We start from the raw sequence: 19,759 nt of genomic DNA, 5'->3' as shown, positions 1-19,759 counted from the left end.
GCTGTCGGGCAGGTTCAGGGGAAGTCGGGCCGCTCCCGCCCGCTTTCATCCAGTAAGTGCAGCTGCCCGGGCGTAGCAAACAGGTAACCCGGCGCTGGGCCCACCGTCAGGCGGTTTACTTTCCCCACCAGCGGCCCGGGCAAGGAGTCAGACCAGGCCACCACGTTATCGGGCGTCACGTAGTGCAGCACCTGCTGATTGTCCTGCACCAAGACACCGGGCACGCGGGCCCCGGTTACGGGCACGAGCGTGGGCGCGCTGGTCAGGGGCGTTTTGAAAGCCAGGGCCCCACCCGTCCCGTTGGCCGACTGCGGCTTGGCTACGGCCGGCCCGATGGCCGGATGCCGCAATACGAGCTGGGTGAAATACTGGGCGCCGGGCTCCGCCTCATTTACCGGGGGCACAAACTGCAGGGCAACCTGGGGAAAGCGCTGAAACAGGGTTTCGTTGCGCAGCAACCCAGCCCGGCGCTCCTCTACCAGCCCGCGCAGCAGCACGTTCCAGCTGTTGCGCGTGTCGATGAGCACCCGCATACGGGCCAGCGGCTGGGTTTCCTGCAAAAAGGCCACCTGGGTGGGCGAGCGGCTCCATACTTCGCCCGCGGCCACGTCGGTCAGCCAGAGGCGCAGGTCGGCCGCTTCCTCTCCAAAAGCCAGGTAGTTGCCGACCTGAGCCACGGCGGGCAGGGCAAAGCCCCGGAACATGGGGCCCAGCAGGTGGGCCGGCAGCTCAGGCACCCCGGTCTGGTAAATCTGGTAAGGGCCCACCCGCTCAAATGCCGGGCTGGCCCCGTTTTGCCGCCGCAGCTGCCCCAGCAGCGTGGCGGCGCGCAGCGGGTTGGGGCAGTACACCAGGGCCAGCTTGGCGGGCCGGATCCGGGCCGAGGGCGTAGCGAGGTAGCACAAGGCTGCTTCCTCGCGCAGCCCGGCCGCCAAGCTGTCCAGCAAGGGCCCGTTCTGCTGCTCCAGCACATCAGCCGAGGCCGGGCGGGCCGGGCGCAGCACCTGTACCGGGCCCAGGCCCAGGTGTACCAGCACGGCCGTGCGCAGCGACAATACCTCGGCCATGCGCAGGCGCTGGGTGGGCTGCAGGCGCAGGCGCTGCTGCAGGGCGTCGCGGGCGGTTTCGGGGTTGGCAAAGCCGTTGAACACCACCTTGTTGCCGGCCAGCTTCATTTCAAACTGCCCGTTGCGGGCCAGGCTGGTAACGGTGGCAATGCCCGGCTCGACCTCGGGGCGGAAAAACACGCTCAGAAACCGGGGCAGCCGCCGGTAGTTAATTAGCAGCGTGGCGTCCACATCCTTGAGCTGCAGAAAGTCGGTGCTCTGAAAGTCGGCGGCCACGGAAGGCAGACTCGGGTGCTGCAGGCGCTGCACCACGGCCTCCACCAGGGCCGTGCTGGCACTCATTACCAGGTGGTTGCGGTAGTTGAAAAACGTAATGGCGTTATCCGTATCCCGCTCCCGGATGTCGGTCAGCTGCTCGCCCTGGTATTCGCGGGTACTGACCTGGTAGCGCGGGTTACGGCTCAGGCCGTCGACCAGGGTGCGCACCTGCCGGTATTCGCGCACGCTGCCGATGGGCACCTGAAAGAGCACGTCGAAGGTGCGGGCCCCGGTAACGTGCACCGAGGTCAGCACTTTTTTGGTCCCCAGGAACCGCAGCACCACGTTGGGCGTGCCCGTGATGCTGTCGACCAACCCGACGTGTTCCTCCACCTGCTGGAAGTAGCGCACGGCCGTCAGGTTGTCCCAGAGCTGGGTTTCCTTTAGGTGACGCACCAGCGTGGCATGGTCGCGGGTGGCTACCACAAACACGGCGTCGTCGGGCACCAACGACCACGGATCGACGGGCACGCGGGCCACGGCGCGGCGGTAGTACACGTAGGAGCCGAGGGCCGAAACCAGCAGCAAGCCTATCAGAAACACCAGAAGCTTATGCGACATTACGCGGTGGCGGGAGGAGTTGGCGGCGGCAAAAGTAGCTATTCGTGGCCCAACTGCGCGGCCGTGGGCCGGGATGCCTGCACGTGCACCCGCACGGCGTTGCTGACCAGGCTTACGCGGGGCACGTGGCGCAGTTGCCGGCCCATGGCGGCCCAGTGCTGCGCCCGGGGCTATCCGGGGCTTGTCCGGCCGGCTGAGCTTGGCTATTGTCCCCCATCCACTTGGCCTGCTCGGGCTCCAAGGTGGAGTAGTGAAAGGTAATTTCATAGTCGCCGGCGGGCAGCGTGGGGTACACCTGGCGAACCTGAAAATCAACCTGAGCCGCCTTGAGTAGGGGATTAAAGCTGGCCTGGGGCGGCAGCGTGATAAAGTCGGCCGAGTCGAGGCTGTGCACAATATCGCACCGGGTACTAGCGGCTGGCAGCTGAGCGGGCCGGAGCTGCCGGGCCACAAAATAGGCGGCCGGGCCCGAAACAGCATGTCGGAGCCGTCCAGGGCATACACCAGCGTCAGGGCCGAGTCGGCCTTGTTCAGAATCCGCACCCGGAAGATTATGGGTTCCCCCTGGTAATATTCCTTGCCGATGGGCTCGATGGTGCAGGCCAGCTGCCGGGCCGGTACCCGGGGCCGCTCCAGGCGCTGAGCCGCTCCACCCAACGCCGTTAGTTGAAACCAGCACAAGAACAGTAAGTAACGAAGCGGCATAGCTATAGAGAAGTCAGGAAGAGGGCGGGCAGCTAGTTTAGGTACGAGTCGTATCTTGGACAAGATACACTGTTTCGTGCGCTATGCTTCGTCGTTGGCTTCTGCTGCTTCCTCTCTCCCTGCTCTGCCTGGGCTGTTTCCAGATTCGGGAGCCCGAGCCCGCCGACGCGGTCAGCGACTGGATTTCGCCTACCCAAATTGATATTCTGCTGGCCAACTTTACCAGCGCCGTGCAGCGGGCCAATGCCACCAACTACGAGCGCTGCTTCAGCGGCCCGGCCTACCGCTTCGTGCCCGACCCTACGGCCGCGGGCACGGCCACCGCGCTGTTTGCCAACTGGAGCGTGAGCGAGGAGCGCGACTACTTTAACAGTCTGCGCCGCCGCATGGGCCCCGGAGCCACCAACCAGCTTACCCTCACCGACCGGCGCGACCAGCTGTTCACGGCCGACTCGGCCGAGGTGTCAGCGCTGTACCAGTTGCGCCTCACCCAGCAGGATACCGCGTTTCGGGCCGCCGTGGTAGAAGGCAACATCCGGCTGCTGGTGCGTCGGCGCAACAACGAGTGGAAAATTGCCGGCTGGCGCGACCAGCGCACCTCCACGCGCGGCAGTTGGACCGATGTCAAGAAGTTCTTTATAACTCACTAACTTCCGCCCAGCCGTTTTGCTTGCGCTATGTCGTGGTTTCGAGGTCAATTTGTGGGGAAGTTTTGGCTTAGCCCGGGGCAGCGCGCCACCGTGGCTACGGTGGCTGTGCTGCTGACCACGGCCTGCAACCCCTTCGCTCCCGCCCTCGACGACATGCCCACCGACCCCAATAAGCTGCTGGGCAACCCCGTGACCGTGCGGGGCTTTTTCGAGCGGTTCCGGGCCAGCTACCAGCTGCGCGACTCCACCCTGTACGGGCAGCTGCTGGCCCGCCCGTTTACCTTTACATTCCGCGACTTTGCCAACAACGTGGACCGCTCCTGGAACCGCGACGTGGAAGTAAACACCACTTACCGGCTGTTTCAGGCCGCGCGCACTGCCAACCTGCAGTGGACCCAGTACCTGCCCACGTCCGACACGGCCTTTTCCGATACGCTGATCTACGTGGAGCGTTCCTTTAGCCTGACCATCGAGCAGCGCGACAACCAGGTCTATGCCGGGGCCGGGAGTGCGCGTCTGGTGCTGGTGCGCAAAAACCGCCTGGACCCGTGGCGCATGCGCAGCTGGTACGACCGGAGCGAGTTCTGATTTCGGCGGCCGGTTGCTTTCCAAGCGCTATAGTCTTAGCAGAAGCCCGTGCTTGCCGCGGGCTTTTCTTTTCTATCTTCCGGCTTCCAAACCCCTCATTCTTCCTCTATGCCCGAACAACAAGGCCACTTTCAGCGCGCCATTACCCTTTTCGACGCCGTCATGATCGTGACCGGCAGCATGATTGGCTCCGGTATCTTTATCGTCTCCGCCGACATTTCCCGGCAGGTGGGCTCCAGCGGCTGGCTGCTGGTGGTATGGCTGCTCACGGGCGTTATTACCCTGGCCGGGGCCGTGAGCTACGGGGAGTTGGCTTCCATGTTCCCGAAAGTGGGCGGGCAGTACGTGTACCTGCGCGAGGCCTACAACAAGCTGGTGGCCTTTCTTTATGGCTGGACGCTGTTTCTGGTGATTCAAACCGGCGTTATTGCCGCCGTGGGCGTGGCCTTCGCCAAGTTTACCGGCGTGCTCATTCCCTGGTTCAGCGTCAAGAACGTGCTGATCAAAACCGGCCCGCTGGTCGGCGACTACGCCTTTGAGTTCAGCAGCGTGCAGCTGCTGGCCATTCTGCTTATCGTCGGTATTACGGCCATCAATGCCCGCGGGGTGCGGGCCGGCAAGCTAATTCAGAACGTGCTCAGCAGCACCAAGCTTGTGGCCCTGGCCCTGCTCATTCTGGGCGGCTTGGCCCTGGGTTTGAACGCGGAAGCCGTGCAAGCCAACTTCCACGATATGTGGACGGCCGTGCGCTACCCCGCTCCCGGCGTAACGGCGGCCCCGCTCCCGCTGAGCTTGAGCGGCCTGGTCGTCGCCATCGGCATGGCCATGACCGGCTCCCTGTTTTCCTCCGACTCTTGGAACAATATCGGCTTTGCCGGCGAGGAAATCGTGAACCCCGAGCGGACCCTGGTGCGCAGCATGGCCATCGGTACGGCCATCGTCACGGCCCTCTACATTCTGGTAAATGTGGTGTATCTGCTAGCTCTGCCCCTGGTAGGCTCGCCGGAGGCCACCACCATAGCCGGCCGCGGCATTCAGTACGCCACCGACGACCGGGTAGCCACCGCTGTAGCCGAGCACGTGCTAGGCCCGGTAGGAGCCGTGGTAATGGCCGTGCTCATCATGCTCAGCACCTTTGGCGCCAACAATGGCATCATCCTCTCGGGTGCCCGGGCGTATTACGCCATGGCGAAAGACGGACTATTTTTCCCCGGTTTGGCCCGCCTCAACGCGGCCGGGGTGCCGGCCCGGGCCTTGTGGGCTCAGTGCCTGTGGGCCTGCCTGCTGTGCTTGAGCGGCTCCTACGGGCAGCTGCTCAACTACGTCATGTTCTCCGTTATCCTGTTTTACGTCATTACCATCATCGGCATTTTCGTGCTGCGCCGCACCCGGCCCGACGCGCCCCGCCCGTACCGAGCCTGGGGCTACCCCGTGCTGCCCATCATCTACGTAGTACTGGCCTCCATCTTCTGCGTTATCCTGCTCGTAGCCGAGGACACGGCCTTGTTTTCCCGCCGCGGCCTGATGCTAGTGGCCCTGGGCGTACCGGTCTTCTTCCTGTTTGGTAAGCGCTTCGCCAATAATCCGACGGAGTAACACTGGGTTTGCGCCGAAAGCCAAAAAGGCCGCCAATTGCTTGGCGGCCTTTTTTGTTGGGTTCTACTACTGAGGACTAGCGGCGACGGCGACGGCCGCCTTCGGCCGGCGTCAGGGTTACGTTCAGGGGCTGACCGCCGCGGGCCCGCATTTCCTGGTCCTCGTAGCCACCGTAGCCGTACACCAGCGTATTGTCGCCGGCGGGTACTTCCAGGGTGTAGTTGCCGTTGGCATCGGTGCCGGTGCCTTTGCGCGAGCCTTTCACCAGCACGGTAGCACCCGCCAGCGGCCGGCCGTTTTCGTCCAGAATGCGGCCCGACAGCGTCACGTTGGCGGGCTCTGCGGGAGCGGCTGCGGCTGGGGCGGCGCTTTCCAGCTCCGGCAGCGCTTCGGCCAGCGCGGTTTCGGAAGGGCGCACGGGCTGGGCCGCTACGGCTCCGGTAGCGGCAGGGCGGGCCGCCGGCTTAGCAGCCGCGGGAGCCGGTGCCGCGGCCGTTACGGCCTCTTCCTCGGCTACTTCCTCTGTGGGAGTTTCCTCTACCGGCCGGCTGCCGGTAACGGTGGCATCGCCGAGCACGAAGGAAGGCATGACGCTGGAAATAGCCGTTTGTGCCGTCTTGACGGGCACAAACGCGTAGCCTAAGCCCGCAAACAAGACGATAGCACCCACAATGATTGCCAGCTTACCATTACCGGAAGAAGAATACTCTTCCTCGGCACTGGCCAGCAGGGCAGCCTCGTCGGTTTGTGGCTCATTAGAAGGGGTAGAAGTGCTCATAGATGTGAGAATTGGAGGTTGTATGAAGTTGATCGGTCAGCCAGACTAAAGCCTTCAAGCGAGCCTCGTTGCGGCTTCTTTACTGGTAGCTTTAATTCCGGTTTCTAAAGATATATAAATAGTCATACAACCTCCTAACATTTTCGTAACCCCACGGTTACCCGCTACGTAGCGGGCCATCGGCGGTACCTGTTTCCATCGGCGCGGCCCGGTTTTCGGCCGCTTTACAATTCCGTTTCTGCCCGCCGCCCCGGCCTTGCTTCGGCTAGTTGGTTTGCGCAGTTCATAAAAAAAGCTCCGCGCACTGGGCACGGAGCTTTTTTTATAGTGTAGTCAGGCAGTTGCTAGTCGCGGGGAGTTTTGGGCGGGCCGCTGGGCTCTTTTTCCCCAAACTTCTGCTCCCGGGTCCGGATGTCCATATCCTTCTCGTAGCTGCCTTCCGACTCGAAGCCGGGACCCTGCGATTGTTCGCCGGGACCCGAGTGGTCGTTGGCCCCGTGGGGCGTCAGGTCGTCGCCGCCAATGTGGAGGTTTTCGAGCTGGTCTTTCTGGTCGCTGCGCTGGGTGTAGCCATTGGCGCCCATGTTGCGGTGGGCGGAGGGGTCGTCGGAGGCTTTGCCGTTGCTTTCGCCTTCCTTGTACTCGCGCTCTTTCTCCAGGCCCTCATTCTTGCTGAAGCCCGGGTTCTTGGTGATTTCCTCGTTTTCGTTATCGACAGCCATTGTGGTAGGTGCTTTGGTTGAGACAGTGGGATTTACTTATAGCGTACGCACAGCCGCCCGCGAGGTTGGCCGAGAGCTTCGAACCGAAAAGAGGTTGAGCGCCAAACCCGGATGCAGCAAGCTAGTTTAACAGTAGCCCGTAGGCTCCGGGCGGCATTGTGCAGCGGGCCGCCTACATTTGGGTTCCGGCCAGTGCCGGCGGCTTTTCTCCTCCTCTTCAGTATGCGCCTACTCATCATCGGCAACGGCATTACGGGCGTCACGGCGGCCCTGACGGTGCGCCGCCTGCAGCCCGACGCTCAGATTACCCTGGTTTCGGAGGAAAGCGCCCATCATTATTCCCGCACGGCTCTGATGTACGTGTACCTGGGCCACATGCGCTACCAGGACATCAAGCCTTATGAGGATTGGTTTTGGGCCGAAAACCGCCTGGAGCTGGTAGAGGCCACGGCCACCCGACTCGATACTACGAGCCAGCTGGTTACTCTCAGCAACGGGCAGCAGTTGGGCTACGATAAGCTGCTGCTGGCCACGGGCTCAGTGAGCCGACTGGCCGACTGGCCCGGGCAGAACCTGGCCGGCGTGCAGGGTCTTTACGGCCTGCCCGATCTGGCCCGCATGGAGCGCGACACCCACGGTATCAGGCAGGCGGTAGTGGTGGGCGGCGGCCTGATTGGGGTGGAACTGGCCGAAATGCTGCACTCGCGCGGTATCGAGGCCACCGTGCTGGTGCGCGACTCTCATTACTGGGGCTCGGTGCTGCCCGCGGCCGAGGCCCGTTTGGTAGACCAGCAATTTGAGGAACACCACGTAGCCGTGCGCTACCGAACCGAGCTGGCCGAAATCCTGAGCGACGACCAGGGCCGGGTACGGGCCGTGCGCACCACGGCCGGCGAGGAGCTGCCCTGCCAGTGGCTGGGCTTGGCCACCGGCGTAACGCCCAACCTGACGTTGGTACAAGGCACGGCCGTGGAAACTGACCGGGGCATTCTGGTGGATGAGCACCTGCAAACCAGCGTCCCCCACGTGTACGCCGCCGGCGACTGTGCCCAGCACCGGCAGCCGGGCCAGGGCGAGGTGCCCATTGAGCAGCTCTGGTACACCGGGCGCATGCAGGGCGAAACCGTGGCCCATACCATCTGCGGCAAACCTACGGCTTACCGGCGCGGCATCTGGTTTAACTCGGCCAAGTTCTTTGCCCTCGAATACCAGACCTACGGCCGGGTGCCCGCCCAGCCCGAGGCCGGCATCGACTCGTTTTACTGGGAGCACCCCGGCGGCCGGCTGGCGCTGCGCATCAACTTCAGCAGCATGCCGGGCTTTGCCGTCACGGGCTTCAATGCTCTGGGGCTGCGGCTGCGCCACGAAATCTGCGCCCAGTGGATCGGTACCCAGACGCCCATCCGGGAGGTCATGGCCCAGTTGGGTGCGGCCAACTTCGACCCGGAGTTTTACCGTCAGTATGAGCCCGAGATGATTCGGCAGTTCAACCAGCAGTTTCCCCAGCACGCGGCCGTGCTGCAGCGCCGCAAAGGCCTGTTCTCCAGGTTGTGAGCCGGGCAAGGCGTCCGGTGAAGCCTACCCTCCGGCCCCGAGTTGCTAACTTTCTGCCGGCTTCCCCGAATCATTCCGGCCGCAACGGGCTTCTAGCTACTTCACTCCCACTTCCCTACCCATGGATTTTACCAAGCTTTACCGGCCCAGCGCCCTGAACAGCTTTCAGTTTATTGCCGTTACGGGCCTGATTATGAGCGGAGCAGCCCACTTGGTTCTGCACTACTTTGTGCACCGCCTGCCCCAGGGCTTCACCTGGCTCTACGCCTGCTGGGCGGCGCTCTACGTGGTGGGCTCCCTGCTGAATCTGTTTGGCAAACCCAGTGAAGGGCACCACCATCACCATTAATTAGCCGGGCGGCATGCTTCCTTGCGGGCAATGCCTTATCTTACTGCTCCGCTTGCCGACCTGTTTCCCTCTGCTGCCCCACATAGCTCTTCTCTCCGATGCCCGCTTCTCCTGCTGCGGCTAGCCTGGCGCTGGCTCAGCCGCCCTTACCCGACGTTTCCGCCACCGAGAAAAGCACGCTCACAGCCATTGGCCTGGGCTTTCTGGCCCTGCTTGTGGCCGCGGCCGATGCAAACCCGGGCCGGGCCCAGCTCAGTCTGTACGCGGGCCTGAGCCTGATTAGCGGCGGCACCCTGCTCTGGGCCTGGCTGAAGTACGGCCGCCAGCCCGCCGGCCTGCAGCAGGACAACCTTTGGCTGCGCAGCAGCACCAGCCGCGGGGCCGTAGCCTGGATTACGGGTGTGGTGCTAACGGGCTTCTACGTGCTGCTTTACTGGTACAGCTCCCCGACGACAAGGGCAACTTTGGCTTGCTCAACGGCCTGGTACACACCCTCGACCCATTCAGCCAGGTGCTGCGGCAGCGGCCCGCCGACCAGTGGTTTTTGTACGGCACGTTTTATACGCTGGCCATTCTGCTCATGGGCGGCCGGGCCCTGTGGAAGTACCGCCACTCCCGCTACCAGGTTATCCGGACGGGTTCGGTCATGTTTTTTCAGCTGGCCTTTGCCTTTCTGCTGCCCGGCTTGCTACAGTTTTTCCAGCAGCCCGAGTTCTACTTTACTTATTTCTGGCCCCTGAAGTACGACTACCTTTTTCCCAGCTCCTTTGAATACCTGATTCGGGACGGCAAGGCCCTGGGCGTGTTTATGGTAGTGTGGGGCGCGGCTATGTCGTTTGTGGCCACGCCGGTGCTTACTTACTTCTACGGCAAGCGCTGGTACTGCTCCTGGGTGTGCGGCTGCGGGGGCCTGGCCGAAACCGCCGGTGACCCCTACCGCCAGCTTTCCGACAAGAGCCGGGCGGCCTGGCGCTGGGAAGTACGCCTGATTTACCCCATTCTGGGTCTAGTTATCCTGGTAACTATCGTGGTGTGGCTCAACTTCTGGCTGCATGGTGCCATTTTGGGCTCCCTGGCCGACGGGCTCTACCGATTCTATGGCTTCGCCATCGGGGCCGTGTTTTCCGGCGTGGTAGGCGTGGGCTTCTATCCTATTCTGGGCAACCGGGTGTGGTGCCGCTTTGGCTGCCCCATGGCAGCTTACCTGGGCCTGCTGCAAAAGAACTTTTCCCGCTTCCGCATCACCACCAACGGCGGGCAGTGCATCAGCTGCGGTAACTGCTCCAACGTGTGCGAGATGGGCATCGACGTGAAGCAGTACGCCCAGCGCGGGGAACCGATTATCCGGGCCTCCTGCGTGGGCTGCGGCATGTGCAGCACGGCCTGTCCGCGGGGCGTGCTCAACCTCGAGAACGGGCCCCGCGAGGGACGTTACCAGGGTTCCTCCTTTATCCACGCCGACAGCCTGCGGCTACTTTCTTAACCTCTATGCGAAGCTCCGGTTGCAGTCGGCTGCTGCTGCTTTTTCTTCTCGGTGGGCTGGGAGCCTGCCAAACGGCTTTTGTACGGTACCAGTTTCCGACCGCGCTGCGCGGAGTAGCCCCCACCAGCGCCCGGCCCGGCACGATCAGCGCCCAAACCGGGGTGCCGCTGCAGGTGTGGGATGAGCAGCAGGTGCAGCGCATCGTGCAGGCCCAGGACGAGGACGACGCCCCGGCCGGGGACGTCCAGCCCCTGCAGCTCTACCAGGGCTTTTCCGATGCCCGGGTCGTGGGGTTGCGCTTTGCTGCCGATACGGCCACCGTGGCCCTGGCCCGCCTGCGGGCCTTGCCCCCGCCCAGCCTCAAGATTCAAAAAGCAGAGGATGAGGGCGTGATTCCGCCCGGCGTGGTTTGGATTGGCGACCGGTTTCAGATGGACGAGGTAGAAGTGCCCAACGTGGAGTGGCAGACGTTTTTGCACAGCCTGGCCAAAACCAAGCCCGCGGCCGAAGTCCGGCTGTACTTGCCCGACTCGACGGTGCAGCCCGTGCGGGGTTACTTTACCAACCCGTTTTACCGCCTCTACCCCGTGGTGGGCATCAGCTACGAGCAGGTGCTGGAGTACTGCCGCTGGCGCAGCCGCACCGTGACGCGGCTGCTCAACGAGGACCGGGGCATCCGCAGCGCCCAGGATCCGAAATACGTGCGCGTTACTTACCGGCTACCCACGGAGGCCGAGTGGGAATTTGCGGCTCACTACGGCACCCAATTGCCTTATGGCTACGAGGTGTCGACGGCCGAGGTAACGGTGAACCCGCAGGCGGCCGAGTATCTGCAGCGCCGCTCGGGCAGCATCAATTCCCTGGCCCAGATTCGCCGGGATATACTGGCCTTCAACCGCCAACGCTCCGAAATCGTGATGTTCAACTGCCGCCGGGAAGCGCCGTACTTTCTGGCCGCCTCCACGCCCAGCTACGTCTACGACTTGCCCGTGAACGGCCTGGGCCTCTACCATATGACCGGCAACGTGGCCGAGTTGGTGCAGGAACAAGGCGTCACCAAAGGTGGCAGCTACCAGGACCGGCTCGTGGAATGCGCCATCAAGGAGTGCGGCAGCTACCAGGGCCCGGCGGCCCACATCGGCTTCCGGGCCGTCTGCGACATTGAGTTTCCCAACCAGGCCCCGGTGGCCTCGTCCCGCAAGCCCTAGCTTTTTATTGAATGTATTTACGGTTCTTTTCCCGGGTCAGCGGGCTGGCGTTGGCCCTGGTCAGTGCGGGATGCTACTCAGTGCATGCGCCGACCAGCATCCTGCCCGGACGCTACAGCGCCACCACGGCCCTGCCCCTCACGGATTCGCGGATTCCCCACCTGGCCGCCGGGATTCAGGACTACGATGTTATCGTTTTCAAGCCCAGTGCCAGCGTCTGCACCGAGCCGTATACTTCACCCAGCTTTCCCCTCCTATCCGTCTGGAAAAAGCAGGGCCTGCTGCAACCACCCGGCATCGTGCCCATTACCGAAGCTGGGCTGGGCATTGATGAAGCGGAAGTATCGAATCTGGAGTGGAAATTCTACCAGGAGCAGCTCAGCCGGTCGGCGCCGACATTGGCCGCGAGCATGCAGCCGCTGGCCTCGGCCCAGCCCACGGCCGATTATTACCAGAACCCGTTTTACAACCGTTTTCCGGTGGTGGGCGTCAGCTACGAGCAGGTAGTGGCTTTCTGCAAGTGGCGCAGCCGGGTAGTGACGCAAGCCACCAATGAGGGCCTGCACCACCCCGACTCACTCATTACCAACTACATCCGGTTTACCTACCGCCTACCGACCGAGGCCGAATGGGAAAGCGCCGGGCTGGTCGAGCGGGGCAGCCTTACGGCACCAAGTGCACCGTGCTGCCGGTGGAAGTAAACCCGCAGGCGGCCGCGTATCTGCAGAAACGCTCGGGCACGTCGAAAAGCGCCGCCCAGGTTGAGGCCGATATCAAGGCTTATAACCGCAGCAAGCCCACCCGCAACTGGATCAACTTCCGGCAGCCCGAGCCCTACTTTTTGCAGATGCAGACCCCGGGCTACGTCTGGCAGCAACCACCCAACGATATGGCCACCTACCAGCTGCTGGGCAACGCTGCCGAGCTGGTGCAGGAACCGGGCATCACCAAAGGCGGCAGCTACCAGGATCCGCTGGAAGCCTGCACGCTCAAGGCCAGGGCCGCTATATCGGCCCCGCCCCCACCATCGGGTTTCGCTGCGCCTGCCAGGTTTCGTTTCCCAACCGCCACTAAGCCTTACTTCACAAAGGCCAGCAGAGCGTCCCGGAACTTGGCAAACGCCTCCAGGTGAGGAATATGACCTACGTTGGCCAGCGGCACGAGCTTGGCGCCTTTGATCTGAGCCGCGGTACGCCGGCCCAGCTCCGGATACTGACCCATTGAAGCCAGCACCTGGGGTCTTTAACTAGGCCCTTGCCTACCACCGTGCGGTCCTGCTGCCCGATAATGAGCAGCGTGGGCGTCTGCACCCGGCTGAACTCGTAGCTGACCGGCTGCTGGTAAATCATGTCGAAGGTCAGGGCATTGGCGCGGGCCACTTTGGCAAAATCCGGGCTTTTGGTTTGGGCCATTAGGGGTAGCAGCCACTCGTCGTGGGCCTTGGGGTAACCGCTGGGGTAGTAGGTAGCGTGGTACTTGCGGATGCTTTCCTCGGTGCTTTTGCGCTCGGTAGCCTCCGCCTGGTCTACGGTCTGGAACGGTACGCCCACGCGGTAGTCCTCCAGGCCAATCGGGTTTTCGAGCACCAGCTTTTCCGTGGTGGCCGGGTACATAAGGGCAAAGCGGGTGGCCAGCATGCCGCCCATGCTGTGACCCACGATTACGGCCTTTTGTACGCCCAGCGTATCGAGCAGGTGCTTAGTATTGCGGGCCAGCTGGTGAAAGGAGTAGTGAATATCGGGCTTGTCAGACTTGCCGAAGCCGATCTGGTCGGGCACGACCACGCGGAAGCCCGCGGCCGTCAGCGCCCGGACGGTTTCACGCCAGTAGGCCCCGAAAAAGTTTTTGCCGTGCAGCAGCACCGCGGTGCGGCCGTTGGCTTTGGTCGTGGCGGGCACGTCCATGTAGGCCATGCGCAGGGCCTGGCCTTCGAGCTTTAGGGCAGATACTTGACCGGGAAAGGATACTCGTAGCCGTCGAGCGTGGCGTTGAGAACTTGGGTTTGGGCCAAGCCGGGCCGCGTGAGCAGCAGCGCCAGCCACAGAACAGAAAGGAAACGTAGCATTCGAAAATAGCTGAGTGAGTCGGCAGTGGTTACGCAGAACCGCCGGGCGAGGCTACACTTCGAGTTGCAAAAAACCTTCCGCGCTAGACGTGCGGCCCGGTTTCGTCCAGGCGGCGGCGCAGCTGCTCCCGGTAGCCGGCCAGCAAATCGGTGTCCGGATCCAGTGCCCAGGCCCGGTCAAACTGCTGCTGGGCCTCGGCCAGCTCGCCCTGCTGCAGGTGGTAAATACCCAGGTTGCGGTAGGCGTAGGAATTGGCATCGTCGAGGCGCAGGGAATAGCGCACGTGGCCCAGGCCTTCGTCGGTTTCGCCCAGCATCAGCAGGGCCAGGCCTAGGTTGTTGTGGGCAAAGGCAAAAGTAGGCTTCAGCGCCAGGGCCCGGCGAAAGTCCTGGACGGCCTCCCGGTACTGCTTCGTCAGGAGCCGGGCATAGCCCCGGTTGTTGAGCGCAGCCTCATTGTTTGGGTCCAGATACAGGGCATAGCCATAACAGCCCAGGGCGGCATCAAAATCCTGGAAATGAGTCCGGATCAGCCCCTCATTCACCAAATCGTCGCTGGATGAGCGATGCAGCGGGCCGTAGGTGTCCTGTACCTGCCGGGCCCGCTCGTAGTCATTGCTTTTCAGCAGGGCCGCAATGGTCATCCGAATCGTGTCGGGCTGCAGGGACTTTACTTCCAGGTAAGGCAAAAGCCCAGCGGCCGCCGCCGGATAATCCTCAGCCTGATAAGCCGATACGGCCTGGATGTAGGCATTGGGCACGCCTCGGTAATACCACAAGGCCCGTAGCTGGGCCCCGTCGTTGTACACTTCCGAGCTGCTGGTCGAGGTAATGGGCTGGTTCTGGGGCCACAGATTCCCTACCATGGAAAATAAGGCAGAAATCAGCAGCAGGATGCTCCAGACGCGGGGCAGGTCGTTGGTGGAAAACAGGAATGCACCGACGACGAGCAAGGCCGTTAGCAGAACCGGCAGTACGGGGCCGGCCAGTATCATCAGCATAGCCCGGTAGCCGTCCAGGGATGGCTGACCCGGCACATGCCCCCGCGCCAGAGCCGCATGCTTTTTTTCACGTATAAGCGGGATTTCTGGCCCAAGGGCAGGCAAAAGCTGCCCGCCGTGTCGCCGTAAGACCCCACGAAAACCTGCATGGGCCTCCGCCCAGCAGCCGCCCCACTACGGCATGGCTCAGCTCATGCAGTACTAGATTGACTACAAGGCCCAGAAACATGACCAGAATGGCGGAATAGTACAAGGTAATTGTCATAGTCCAGCCAAAGTACGCTTCCGCCTACACAGTTACCACCTGCCGAAGGACAATTTCTACTCCTTGGGCGGGCCCAGGATGGTTCCCTGCTTGCGCAGCAGCTCAATGGTGCGCGTGTCCTCGTTGCTCCACACCACGCTGCGGATGCTGTCCACGTCCATCACGCTGTGCCCGTCGGCCTCGGCAAACTGGGTGTAGACTTCCAGCAGCAACTCGTCTTCGGTGAGGCGGGCTACGTAGCCGTAAAATGAGGTATCGGAGTAGGTATCGAGCTGCAGCAGTTGCCGGGCTTCCAGGGCTTTCTGCAGCAGGGACGGCACGCTCAGGTCGTCGTTGGTAATTCCGTCGGGAGCGGCCGGCAGGCCGTAAACCACCTCGGGGTTGTGTTCCTTAAACTCAATCAGGCGCACGTACCGGTCGTCGAAGTGCACCTGCGTAACGGTGTGCATGCTCAGGGTTTGGACGCCCGTGGGCAAGCCCTGCCGGGTAAGGGTACGCAGCAACAGCAGCTCGGCGTTGTGGCTGAGCACGTAGCCCAGAAACATGGGCCGCCGGTTTGCACGGCCACTACGCGGCGGCTGCGCTGGGCGCGCTGCAGCATATCGGTCAGTAAGGCTCCCATGGGTTTATTTGTTGAGGCCGGTTAGTACTTCCTTGGCGGTGCTCACGTGGTCGGTGGCCCGGTTCATGGAGTTGAAAATGTACTGAATAACGCCCTGCTGGTCGATGACGAAGGTGACGCGGCCGGGCAGAATACCGAGTAGGGCCCGGGGCACCTCGTAGAGCTTGCGCACCTGCCCGCCCGCGTCGGCCAGCAGCGGAAACGGCAGGCGGTGCTTCTGGGTAAACTTCTGGTGGGAGGCTTCCGAGTCGGAGCTCACGCCCACCACTTCGGCGCCCAGCTCCAGGAAGTCCTCGTACTGGTCGCGAAACGAGCAGGCTTCGGCCGTGCAGCCCGGCGTGTCGTCTTTGGGTAGAAATACAGCACGATGCTGCGGCGGCCCCGCTGGTCGGCCAGGCGAAACGTGTCGCCGGAAGTGGTCTTAAGGGTAAAATCGGGGGCTTGGTCACCAACCTGGAGCATGTGCAGAGACTAGAGGGAAAAATAGAATACCGGTTTAAACCTGCTGGCCGGGGCCAAGGTTACAGCTCGCAATGGGCTTAAACGAATAACGGTGGCGAAGGTGCATCTTTGCACCGGATTTGGCGCCTATACAGCCGGGTCTGCCCTGTTTTTTCCGCTCGTCGGGCCGTTGCTGCCCATGCTTGCCCTGCCCCAATGCCCGATTTGCCCGCCGCCCCGCGTATTCACGTGATTATTCCGGCCTACAACGAAGAACAATCCATTGGTCTGGTGCTGGCCGAAATTCCGGCCGGCCTGGTGGATGAGGTTATCGTGGTCGACAACAACTCTCGCGACAATACCGGAGCCGTAGCCCGGGCCGGCGGGGCCACGGTGCTGCGCGAAAACCGGCCTGGCTACGGGCACGCCTGCCTGGCGGGCATGGCCTATAGCTTTAGCAAGCCCACCGCCGAGCAGGCCGATATTATCGTGTTTCTCGACGGCGACCATTCCGACTACCCGGCCGATATGCCCGCCGTGCTGGCCCCGATTCTGCGCGGGAGGCCGACATGGTCATTGGCTCCCGGGCGCTGGGCGAGCGGGAAAGCGGCTCGATGCTGCCCCAGCAGATTTTCGGCAACTGGCTGGCCACTACCTTGCTGCGCATGCTCTACGGAGTGGAGTTTACCGACCTGGGTCCCTTCCGGGCCATTCGCACCGGGGCGCTGCAACAACTACAGATGGCTGATACCACGTATGGGTGGACGGTGGAAATGCAGCTCAAGGCGGCTAAACACCGCCTGCGCAATCAGGAAGTGCCCGTGCGCTACCGCCGCCGCATCGGGGTTTCGAAGGTTTCGGGCACGGTGAAAGGCACGCTGGGTGCCGGCTACAAGATTTTGTGGACGATTTTTAAGTATTTGTAGCGCAGCCCGCCCGTTTTGATTTGGTTAGTGACTTTGCTGCCCTTCTGATGCAAGGACTGGAAATAGTTCTTCTGGTTCTCTACGGACTCTGTCTGGTGTTTATCCTGGGCTTTAGTTTAACGCAGTTCCACCTCACCCGCCTAGCCCGCCGCGCCTATGCCCGCCCCGGCGCTGCGCCGCCGCCCACCCCGGCCGAATGGCCCCGGGTGACGGTGCAGCTGCCCATTTACAACGAGCTCTACGTGGTGGAGCGCATCATCGAAGCCGCCGCCGGCCTCGACTACCCGCCCGACCGGCTCCACATACAGGTGCTCGACGACTCGACCGACGAAACAGTGGCTTTGGCTGCCACTGCCGTACTGCGCTGCCGGGCCCGGGCCTGCGCATCGACCACGTGCGCCGGCCCAGCCGGGAAGGCTACAAGGCCGGGGCCCTGGCCTACGGGCTGCTCGAAACCGACGGGGAGTTCATTGCCATTTTTGACGCCGACTTCGTGCCCGCCCCGACTTTCTGCGGCGTACGGTGCCCCATTTCACCGGCTCCGAAGTGGGCGTGGTGCAAACCCGCTGGACCCACCTGAACGAGGAATATTCCCTGCTGACCGAGCTGCAGGCCTTCGGGCTCAATGCCCACTTTCTGGTAGAGCAGGTGGGCCGCAACCTGGGTCGGCACTTCATCAACTTCAACGGCACGGGCGGGGTGTGGCGGCGCACGTGCATCGAGGATGCCGGCGGCTGGCACGCCGATACGCTCACCGAAGACCTGGATTTGAGCTACCGGGCCCAACTGCGGGGCTGGCGCTTCGTGTATCTGCCCCAGGTGCAGGCCCCCGCCGAGCTGCCCGCCGCCTTGCCCGCCCTGAAGTCGCAGCAGCACCGCTGGACCAAGGGCGCCGCCGAAACGGCCCGCAAGCATTTGCGCCAGGTGCTGCGCTCGGGCCAAAGTACCAGCACCAAGCTCCACGCCGCGTTTCATTTGCTCAACAGTACCGTGTTCGTGGCTATTCTGCTGATGGCCGTGCTCAGTGTGCCCCTGCTGTATATCCGGGAATACGAGCCGGCCTTTCAGCCGGTGTTTCGTCTGGCTTCGGTCTGCATTCTGGGCTTTTTGCCGCTAACCTATTATTTCTACACCGCCTGGCGAATAGACAGCCCGGCGGGTTCGTTGGGGCAGTTCGTGCCGCGGTTTCTGCTGTTTCTGGCCGTTACCATGGGTTGTCCCTGCACAATTCCCGGGCGGTGCTGGCCGGTTTGGCCCGCCGGCCTTCGGCCTTTGTCCGGACGCCTAAAATGGGGCTCGTCAAGCGGCAGGGCACCTGGATTGGCCGCCGCTACCGCACCAGCAGTCTGGGCGGCCTTACCGTGTTAGAAGGGTTGCTGGCCCTGTATTTCCTTTTCGGCCTGGGCCTGGGACTCTACCTGCGCAGCTACGGGCTGCTGCCTTTCCACAGCCTGCTCACGGTCGGCTTTGGCCTGATCTTCTACTACTCGCTGCGGCATAACCAAACTACCCCGTGAACCCGCGGCTGACCAGCGCGCAGGGGCTGGCCGCGCTGCTGAGCGTCGTGGCCTACGTCGGGCTGGCCTACGCCACGCCCCGGCCGGACTTTGGCCTGCTGCTGACCTGGTACGCCCTGGCCTTCGGCTGCTATTTGCTGCTGCTGCGCCGCCCCTTGCCCCTGCGCTACGGCCTGCTGCTGGCCCTGGCCCTGCGCCTGCTCTGGCTGCCCGCGCTACCGGCCTTGTCCGACGATTATTTCCGCTTCCGTTGGACGGGGCCCTGGTAGTAGCCGGCCAAAACCCCTATTTGCAGCGCCCCGACGAAATACTTACGGCGGCCGATTCTGCCGCGCCCGGCCCGCTAGCACCATTGTCGGCGGCCCAAGCACAGGACTTGTACACCCGGCTCAACTCGCCCCACTATTACTCGGTGTACCCGTCCGTTTGTCAGGCAGCCTTTGGGTTGGCTAGCAAGCTGTTTCCAACCAGTGAGCAGGGCTTTGTTATTGTGCTACGGTTATTGTTGCTGGCAGCGGAGGCCGGTACGGCCCTGCTGCTGCTCCGGCTGTTACCGTACGTAGGGCTGCCCGCCAGCCGGGCTCTGCACTACCTGCTCAACCCTTTGGTCATCGTGGAGATGACGGGCAATCTGCACTTCGAGGCGTTGCTGATTTGCGGGTTGTTAGCGGCCCTGTGGGCATTGACTCGGGGCCGGTGGGCCCTTTCCGCGGCAGCGCTGGCTGGGGCCGTAGCCACCAAGCTACTACCGGTCCTTGTGCTGCCCCTGCTACTGCGGCGCCTGGGCGGCTGGCCGCTGCTGCGCTACGCCAGTATCACGGCGGCCGTGGTGCTGGCGTTGTTTGCGCCCTTCCTGTCGGCCGACCTGCTCCGGCACCTGGGCGGCAGCCTGGACCTGTACTTCCACAAGTTCGAGTTCAACGCCAGCTTTTACTATTTGCTGCGGGCCGTCGGCTACTGGCATACGGGCTACAACCAGATTGCGCGGCTCGGTACCTTCCTAGCCCTGGCTACTGCTGCGGGCATTCTGGTATTGGCCACGACGGAGCGGCGCCCTACCCTGGCTAACCTGCCCCGCACCCTGCTGTTTACCTTCACTTTGTATTTTGCCCTGGCTACCACGGTTCACCCCTGGTACATTACCACCCTGGTGGCCTTGAGCGTATTTACCCGCTACCGGTACGCGCTGGTGTGGTCGGCCCTGATTCCACTGTCCTACGCGGCGTATCAAACCAGTTCTTACTCCGAAAACCTGGGTTTGGTGACGTTGGAGTACGGGGTAGTTGCGGCCGTATTTGCCTGGGAAGTAACGCGGTCCAGGCAGAAGCCGCAGCCAGACTAGG

At 62.9% G+C, this 19,759-nt stretch carries 24 protein-coding genes and 2 pseudogenes; 15 read left to right on the top strand and 11 right to left on the bottom strand.

From position 1 onward, the window contains the following. Positions 1 to 14: 14 nt before the first annotated feature. Both MUN79_RS17900 and MUN79_RS17895 read right to left on the bottom strand, forming a co-directional pair. Positions 15 to 1,946 (bottom strand): hypothetical protein, encoded by a 1,932-nt coding sequence (locus tag MUN79_RS17900; protein ID WP_244673995.1) that lies wholly within the window; start codon positions 1,944 to 1,946, stop codon positions 15 to 17. Between the two features lie 112 nt (positions 1,947 to 2,058). Further along, positions 2,059 to 2,340 (bottom strand): hypothetical protein, encoded by a 282-nt coding sequence (locus MUN79_RS17895; protein ID WP_244673994.1) that lies wholly within the window; start codon positions 2,338 to 2,340, stop codon positions 2,059 to 2,061. Positions 2,341 to 2,734: 394 nt separating this feature from the next. Here MUN79_RS17895 and MUN79_RS17890 point away from each other — a divergent pair, with 394 nt between their 5' ends. The 3 genes from MUN79_RS17890 to MUN79_RS17880 all read left to right on the top strand — a co-directional run bounded on the left by MUN79_RS17890 (position 2,735) and on the right by MUN79_RS17880 (position 5,485). Further along, positions 2,735 to 3,301 (top strand): hypothetical protein, encoded by a 567-nt coding sequence (locus MUN79_RS17890; protein WP_244673993.1) that lies wholly within the window; start codon positions 2,735 to 2,737, stop codon positions 3,299 to 3,301. Between the two features lie 27 nt (positions 3,302 to 3,328). Then, positions 3,329 to 3,889, top strand: a complete 561-nt coding sequence (locus MUN79_RS17885; protein ID WP_244673992.1) for a hypothetical protein — start codon at positions 3,329 to 3,331, stop codon at positions 3,887 to 3,889. A 108-nt stretch (positions 3,890 to 3,997) separates the two neighbouring features. Then, complete coding sequence (locus MUN79_RS17880) at positions 3,998 to 5,485, top strand: APC family permease (protein WP_244673991.1); 1,488 nt, start codon at positions 3,998 to 4,000, stop codon at positions 5,483 to 5,485. Between the two features lie 76 nt (positions 5,486 to 5,561). Here MUN79_RS17880 and MUN79_RS17875 read toward each other — a convergent pair whose 3' ends face one another. Beyond that, positions 5,562 to 6,263 (bottom strand): carboxypeptidase-like regulatory domain-containing protein, encoded by a 702-nt coding sequence (locus tag MUN79_RS17875; protein WP_244673990.1) that lies wholly within the window; start codon positions 6,261 to 6,263, stop codon positions 5,562 to 5,564. A 344-nt stretch (positions 6,264 to 6,607) separates the two neighbouring features. Next, on the bottom strand, positions 6,608 to 6,985 hold the full coding sequence (locus MUN79_RS17870; protein ID WP_244673989.1) for a hypothetical protein: 378 nt from the start codon (positions 6,983 to 6,985) through the stop codon (positions 6,608 to 6,610). 222 nt (positions 6,986 to 7,207) lie between these two features. Here MUN79_RS17870 and MUN79_RS17865 point away from each other — a divergent pair, with 222 nt between their 5' ends. The 6 genes from MUN79_RS17865 to MUN79_RS17840 all read left to right on the top strand — a co-directional run bounded on the left by MUN79_RS17865 (position 7,208) and on the right by MUN79_RS17840 (position 12,711). Beyond that, complete coding sequence (locus tag MUN79_RS17865; protein ID WP_244673988.1) at positions 7,208 to 8,539, top strand: NAD(P)/FAD-dependent oxidoreductase; 1,332 nt, start codon at positions 7,208 to 7,210, stop codon at positions 8,537 to 8,539. 121 nt (positions 8,540 to 8,660) lie between these two features. After that, complete coding sequence (locus MUN79_RS17860; protein WP_244673987.1) at positions 8,661 to 8,888, top strand: hypothetical protein; 228 nt, start codon at positions 8,661 to 8,663, stop codon at positions 8,886 to 8,888. 352 nt (positions 8,889 to 9,240) lie between these two features. Then, positions 9,241 to 10,371, top strand: coding sequence for a 4Fe-4S dicluster domain-containing protein (locus tag MUN79_RS17855; protein ID WP_244673986.1), 1,131 nt, complete (start codon positions 9,241 to 9,243; stop codon positions 10,369 to 10,371). A gap of 5 nt (positions 10,372 to 10,376) precedes the next feature. Beyond that, positions 10,377 to 11,579 carry a formylglycine-generating enzyme family protein gene (locus MUN79_RS17850; protein WP_244673985.1) on the top strand — a complete coding sequence of 401 codons (1,203 nt, stop codon included), beginning with the start codon at positions 10,377 to 10,379 and terminating at the stop codon, positions 11,577 to 11,579. An 11-nt stretch (positions 11,580 to 11,590) separates the two neighbouring features. Beyond that, positions 11,591 to 12,280: a formylglycine-generating enzyme family protein gene (locus MUN79_RS17845; protein WP_244673984.1), complete on the top strand. Its 690-nt coding sequence runs from the start codon at positions 11,591 to 11,593 to the stop codon at positions 12,278 to 12,280. After that, a complete protein-coding gene (locus MUN79_RS17840) occupies positions 12,271 to 12,711 on the top strand; it encodes a hypothetical protein (protein ID WP_244673983.1) in 441 nt (146 codons plus the stop codon). The genes MUN79_RS17845 and MUN79_RS17840 overlap by 10 nt, the downstream gene beginning before the upstream one ends. A gap of 10 nt (positions 12,712 to 12,721) precedes the next feature. On the opposite strand, the gene MUN79_RS17835 is transcribed toward MUN79_RS17840, so the two are convergent. The 6 genes and pseudogenes from MUN79_RS17835 to MUN79_RS31195 all read right to left on the bottom strand — a co-directional run bounded on the left by MUN79_RS17835 (position 12,722) and on the right by MUN79_RS31195 (position 15,994). Next, the gene (locus MUN79_RS17835) at positions 12,722 to 13,492 is read right to left on the bottom strand and encodes an alpha/beta fold hydrolase (protein ID WP_244673982.1); all 771 of its coding nucleotides are present in this window, start codon (positions 13,490 to 13,492) and stop codon (positions 12,722 to 12,724) included. Between the two features lie 23 nt (positions 13,493 to 13,515). Beyond that, entirely contained in the window at positions 13,516 to 13,644 is a 129-nt protein-coding gene (locus MUN79_RS30190) for a hypothetical protein (RefSeq protein ID WP_262922894.1), read from the bottom strand. 83 nt (positions 13,645 to 13,727) lie between these two features. Beyond that, complete coding sequence (locus MUN79_RS17830) at positions 13,728 to 14,639, bottom strand: tetratricopeptide repeat protein (RefSeq protein WP_244673981.1); 912 nt, start codon at positions 14,637 to 14,639, stop codon at positions 13,728 to 13,730. Between the two features lie 327 nt (positions 14,640 to 14,966). Further along, positions 14,967 to 15,455: a hypothetical protein gene (locus MUN79_RS17825; RefSeq protein WP_244673980.1), complete on the bottom strand. Its 489-nt coding sequence runs from the start codon at positions 15,453 to 15,455 to the stop codon at positions 14,967 to 14,969. Between the two features lie 81 nt (positions 15,456 to 15,536). After that, positions 15,537 to 15,833, bottom strand: a pseudogene (locus tag MUN79_RS31200) (peroxiredoxin); the annotation flags it as partial. After that, entirely contained in the window at positions 15,788 to 15,994 is a 207-nt protein-coding gene (locus MUN79_RS31195) for a redoxin domain-containing protein (protein ID WP_311136514.1), read from the bottom strand. The pseudogene MUN79_RS31200 and the gene MUN79_RS31195, both read right to left, overlap by 46 nt. 195 nt (positions 15,995 to 16,189) lie before the next feature. Here MUN79_RS31195 and MUN79_RS17815 point away from each other — a divergent pair. Next, positions 16,190 to 16,899: pseudogene (locus MUN79_RS17815) on the top strand (glycosyltransferase family 2 protein). Positions 16,900 to 17,039: 140 nt separating this feature from the next. Here the strand turns inward: MUN79_RS17815 and MUN79_RS31190 are convergent. Then, positions 17,040 to 17,201: a hypothetical protein gene (locus MUN79_RS31190; RefSeq protein ID WP_311136513.1), complete on the bottom strand. Its 162-nt coding sequence runs from the start codon at positions 17,199 to 17,201 to the stop codon at positions 17,040 to 17,042. 92 nt (positions 17,202 to 17,293) lie between these two features. Here MUN79_RS31190 and MUN79_RS31185 point away from each other — a divergent pair, with 92 nt between their 5' ends. The 5 genes from MUN79_RS31185 to MUN79_RS17800 are packed head-to-tail and all read left to right on the top strand — an operon-like array spanning position 17,294 to position 19,758. Next, positions 17,294 to 17,479: a glycosyltransferase gene (locus MUN79_RS31185; RefSeq protein WP_311136512.1), complete on the top strand. Its 186-nt coding sequence runs from the start codon at positions 17,294 to 17,296 to the stop codon at positions 17,477 to 17,479. Continuing rightward, the gene (locus MUN79_RS31180) at positions 17,422 to 18,267 is read left to right on the top strand and encodes a glycosyltransferase family 2 protein (RefSeq protein ID WP_311136511.1); all 846 of its coding nucleotides are present in this window, start codon (positions 17,422 to 17,424) and stop codon (positions 18,265 to 18,267) included. The genes MUN79_RS31185 and MUN79_RS31180 overlap by 58 nt, the downstream gene beginning before the upstream one ends. Beyond that, the gene (locus MUN79_RS31175) at positions 18,261 to 18,416 is read left to right on the top strand and encodes a hypothetical protein (protein WP_311136510.1); all 156 of its coding nucleotides are present in this window, start codon (positions 18,261 to 18,263) and stop codon (positions 18,414 to 18,416) included. The genes MUN79_RS31180 and MUN79_RS31175 overlap by 7 nt, the downstream gene beginning before the upstream one ends. Then, entirely contained in the window at positions 18,413 to 18,685 is a 273-nt protein-coding gene (locus tag MUN79_RS17805; RefSeq protein ID WP_244673979.1) for a hypothetical protein, read from the top strand. Before MUN79_RS31175 ends, MUN79_RS17805 begins: the two co-directional genes overlap by 4 nt. Beyond that, positions 18,667 to 19,758: an MptA/MptB family glycosyltransferase gene (locus tag MUN79_RS17800; protein WP_244673978.1), complete on the top strand. Its 1,092-nt coding sequence runs from the start codon at positions 18,667 to 18,669 to the stop codon at positions 19,756 to 19,758. The genes MUN79_RS17805 and MUN79_RS17800 overlap by 19 nt, the downstream gene beginning before the upstream one ends. Position 19,759 lies beyond the last annotated feature (1 nt).

The organism is Hymenobacter cellulosilyticus, assembly GCF_022919215.1.
Taxonomy (GTDB): domain Bacteria; phylum Bacteroidota; class Bacteroidia; order Cytophagales; family Hymenobacteraceae; genus Hymenobacter; species Hymenobacter cellulosilyticus.
Note: the sequence above shows the minus strand (reverse complement) of the source record. Positions and strands in the feature narration are given on the sequence as shown.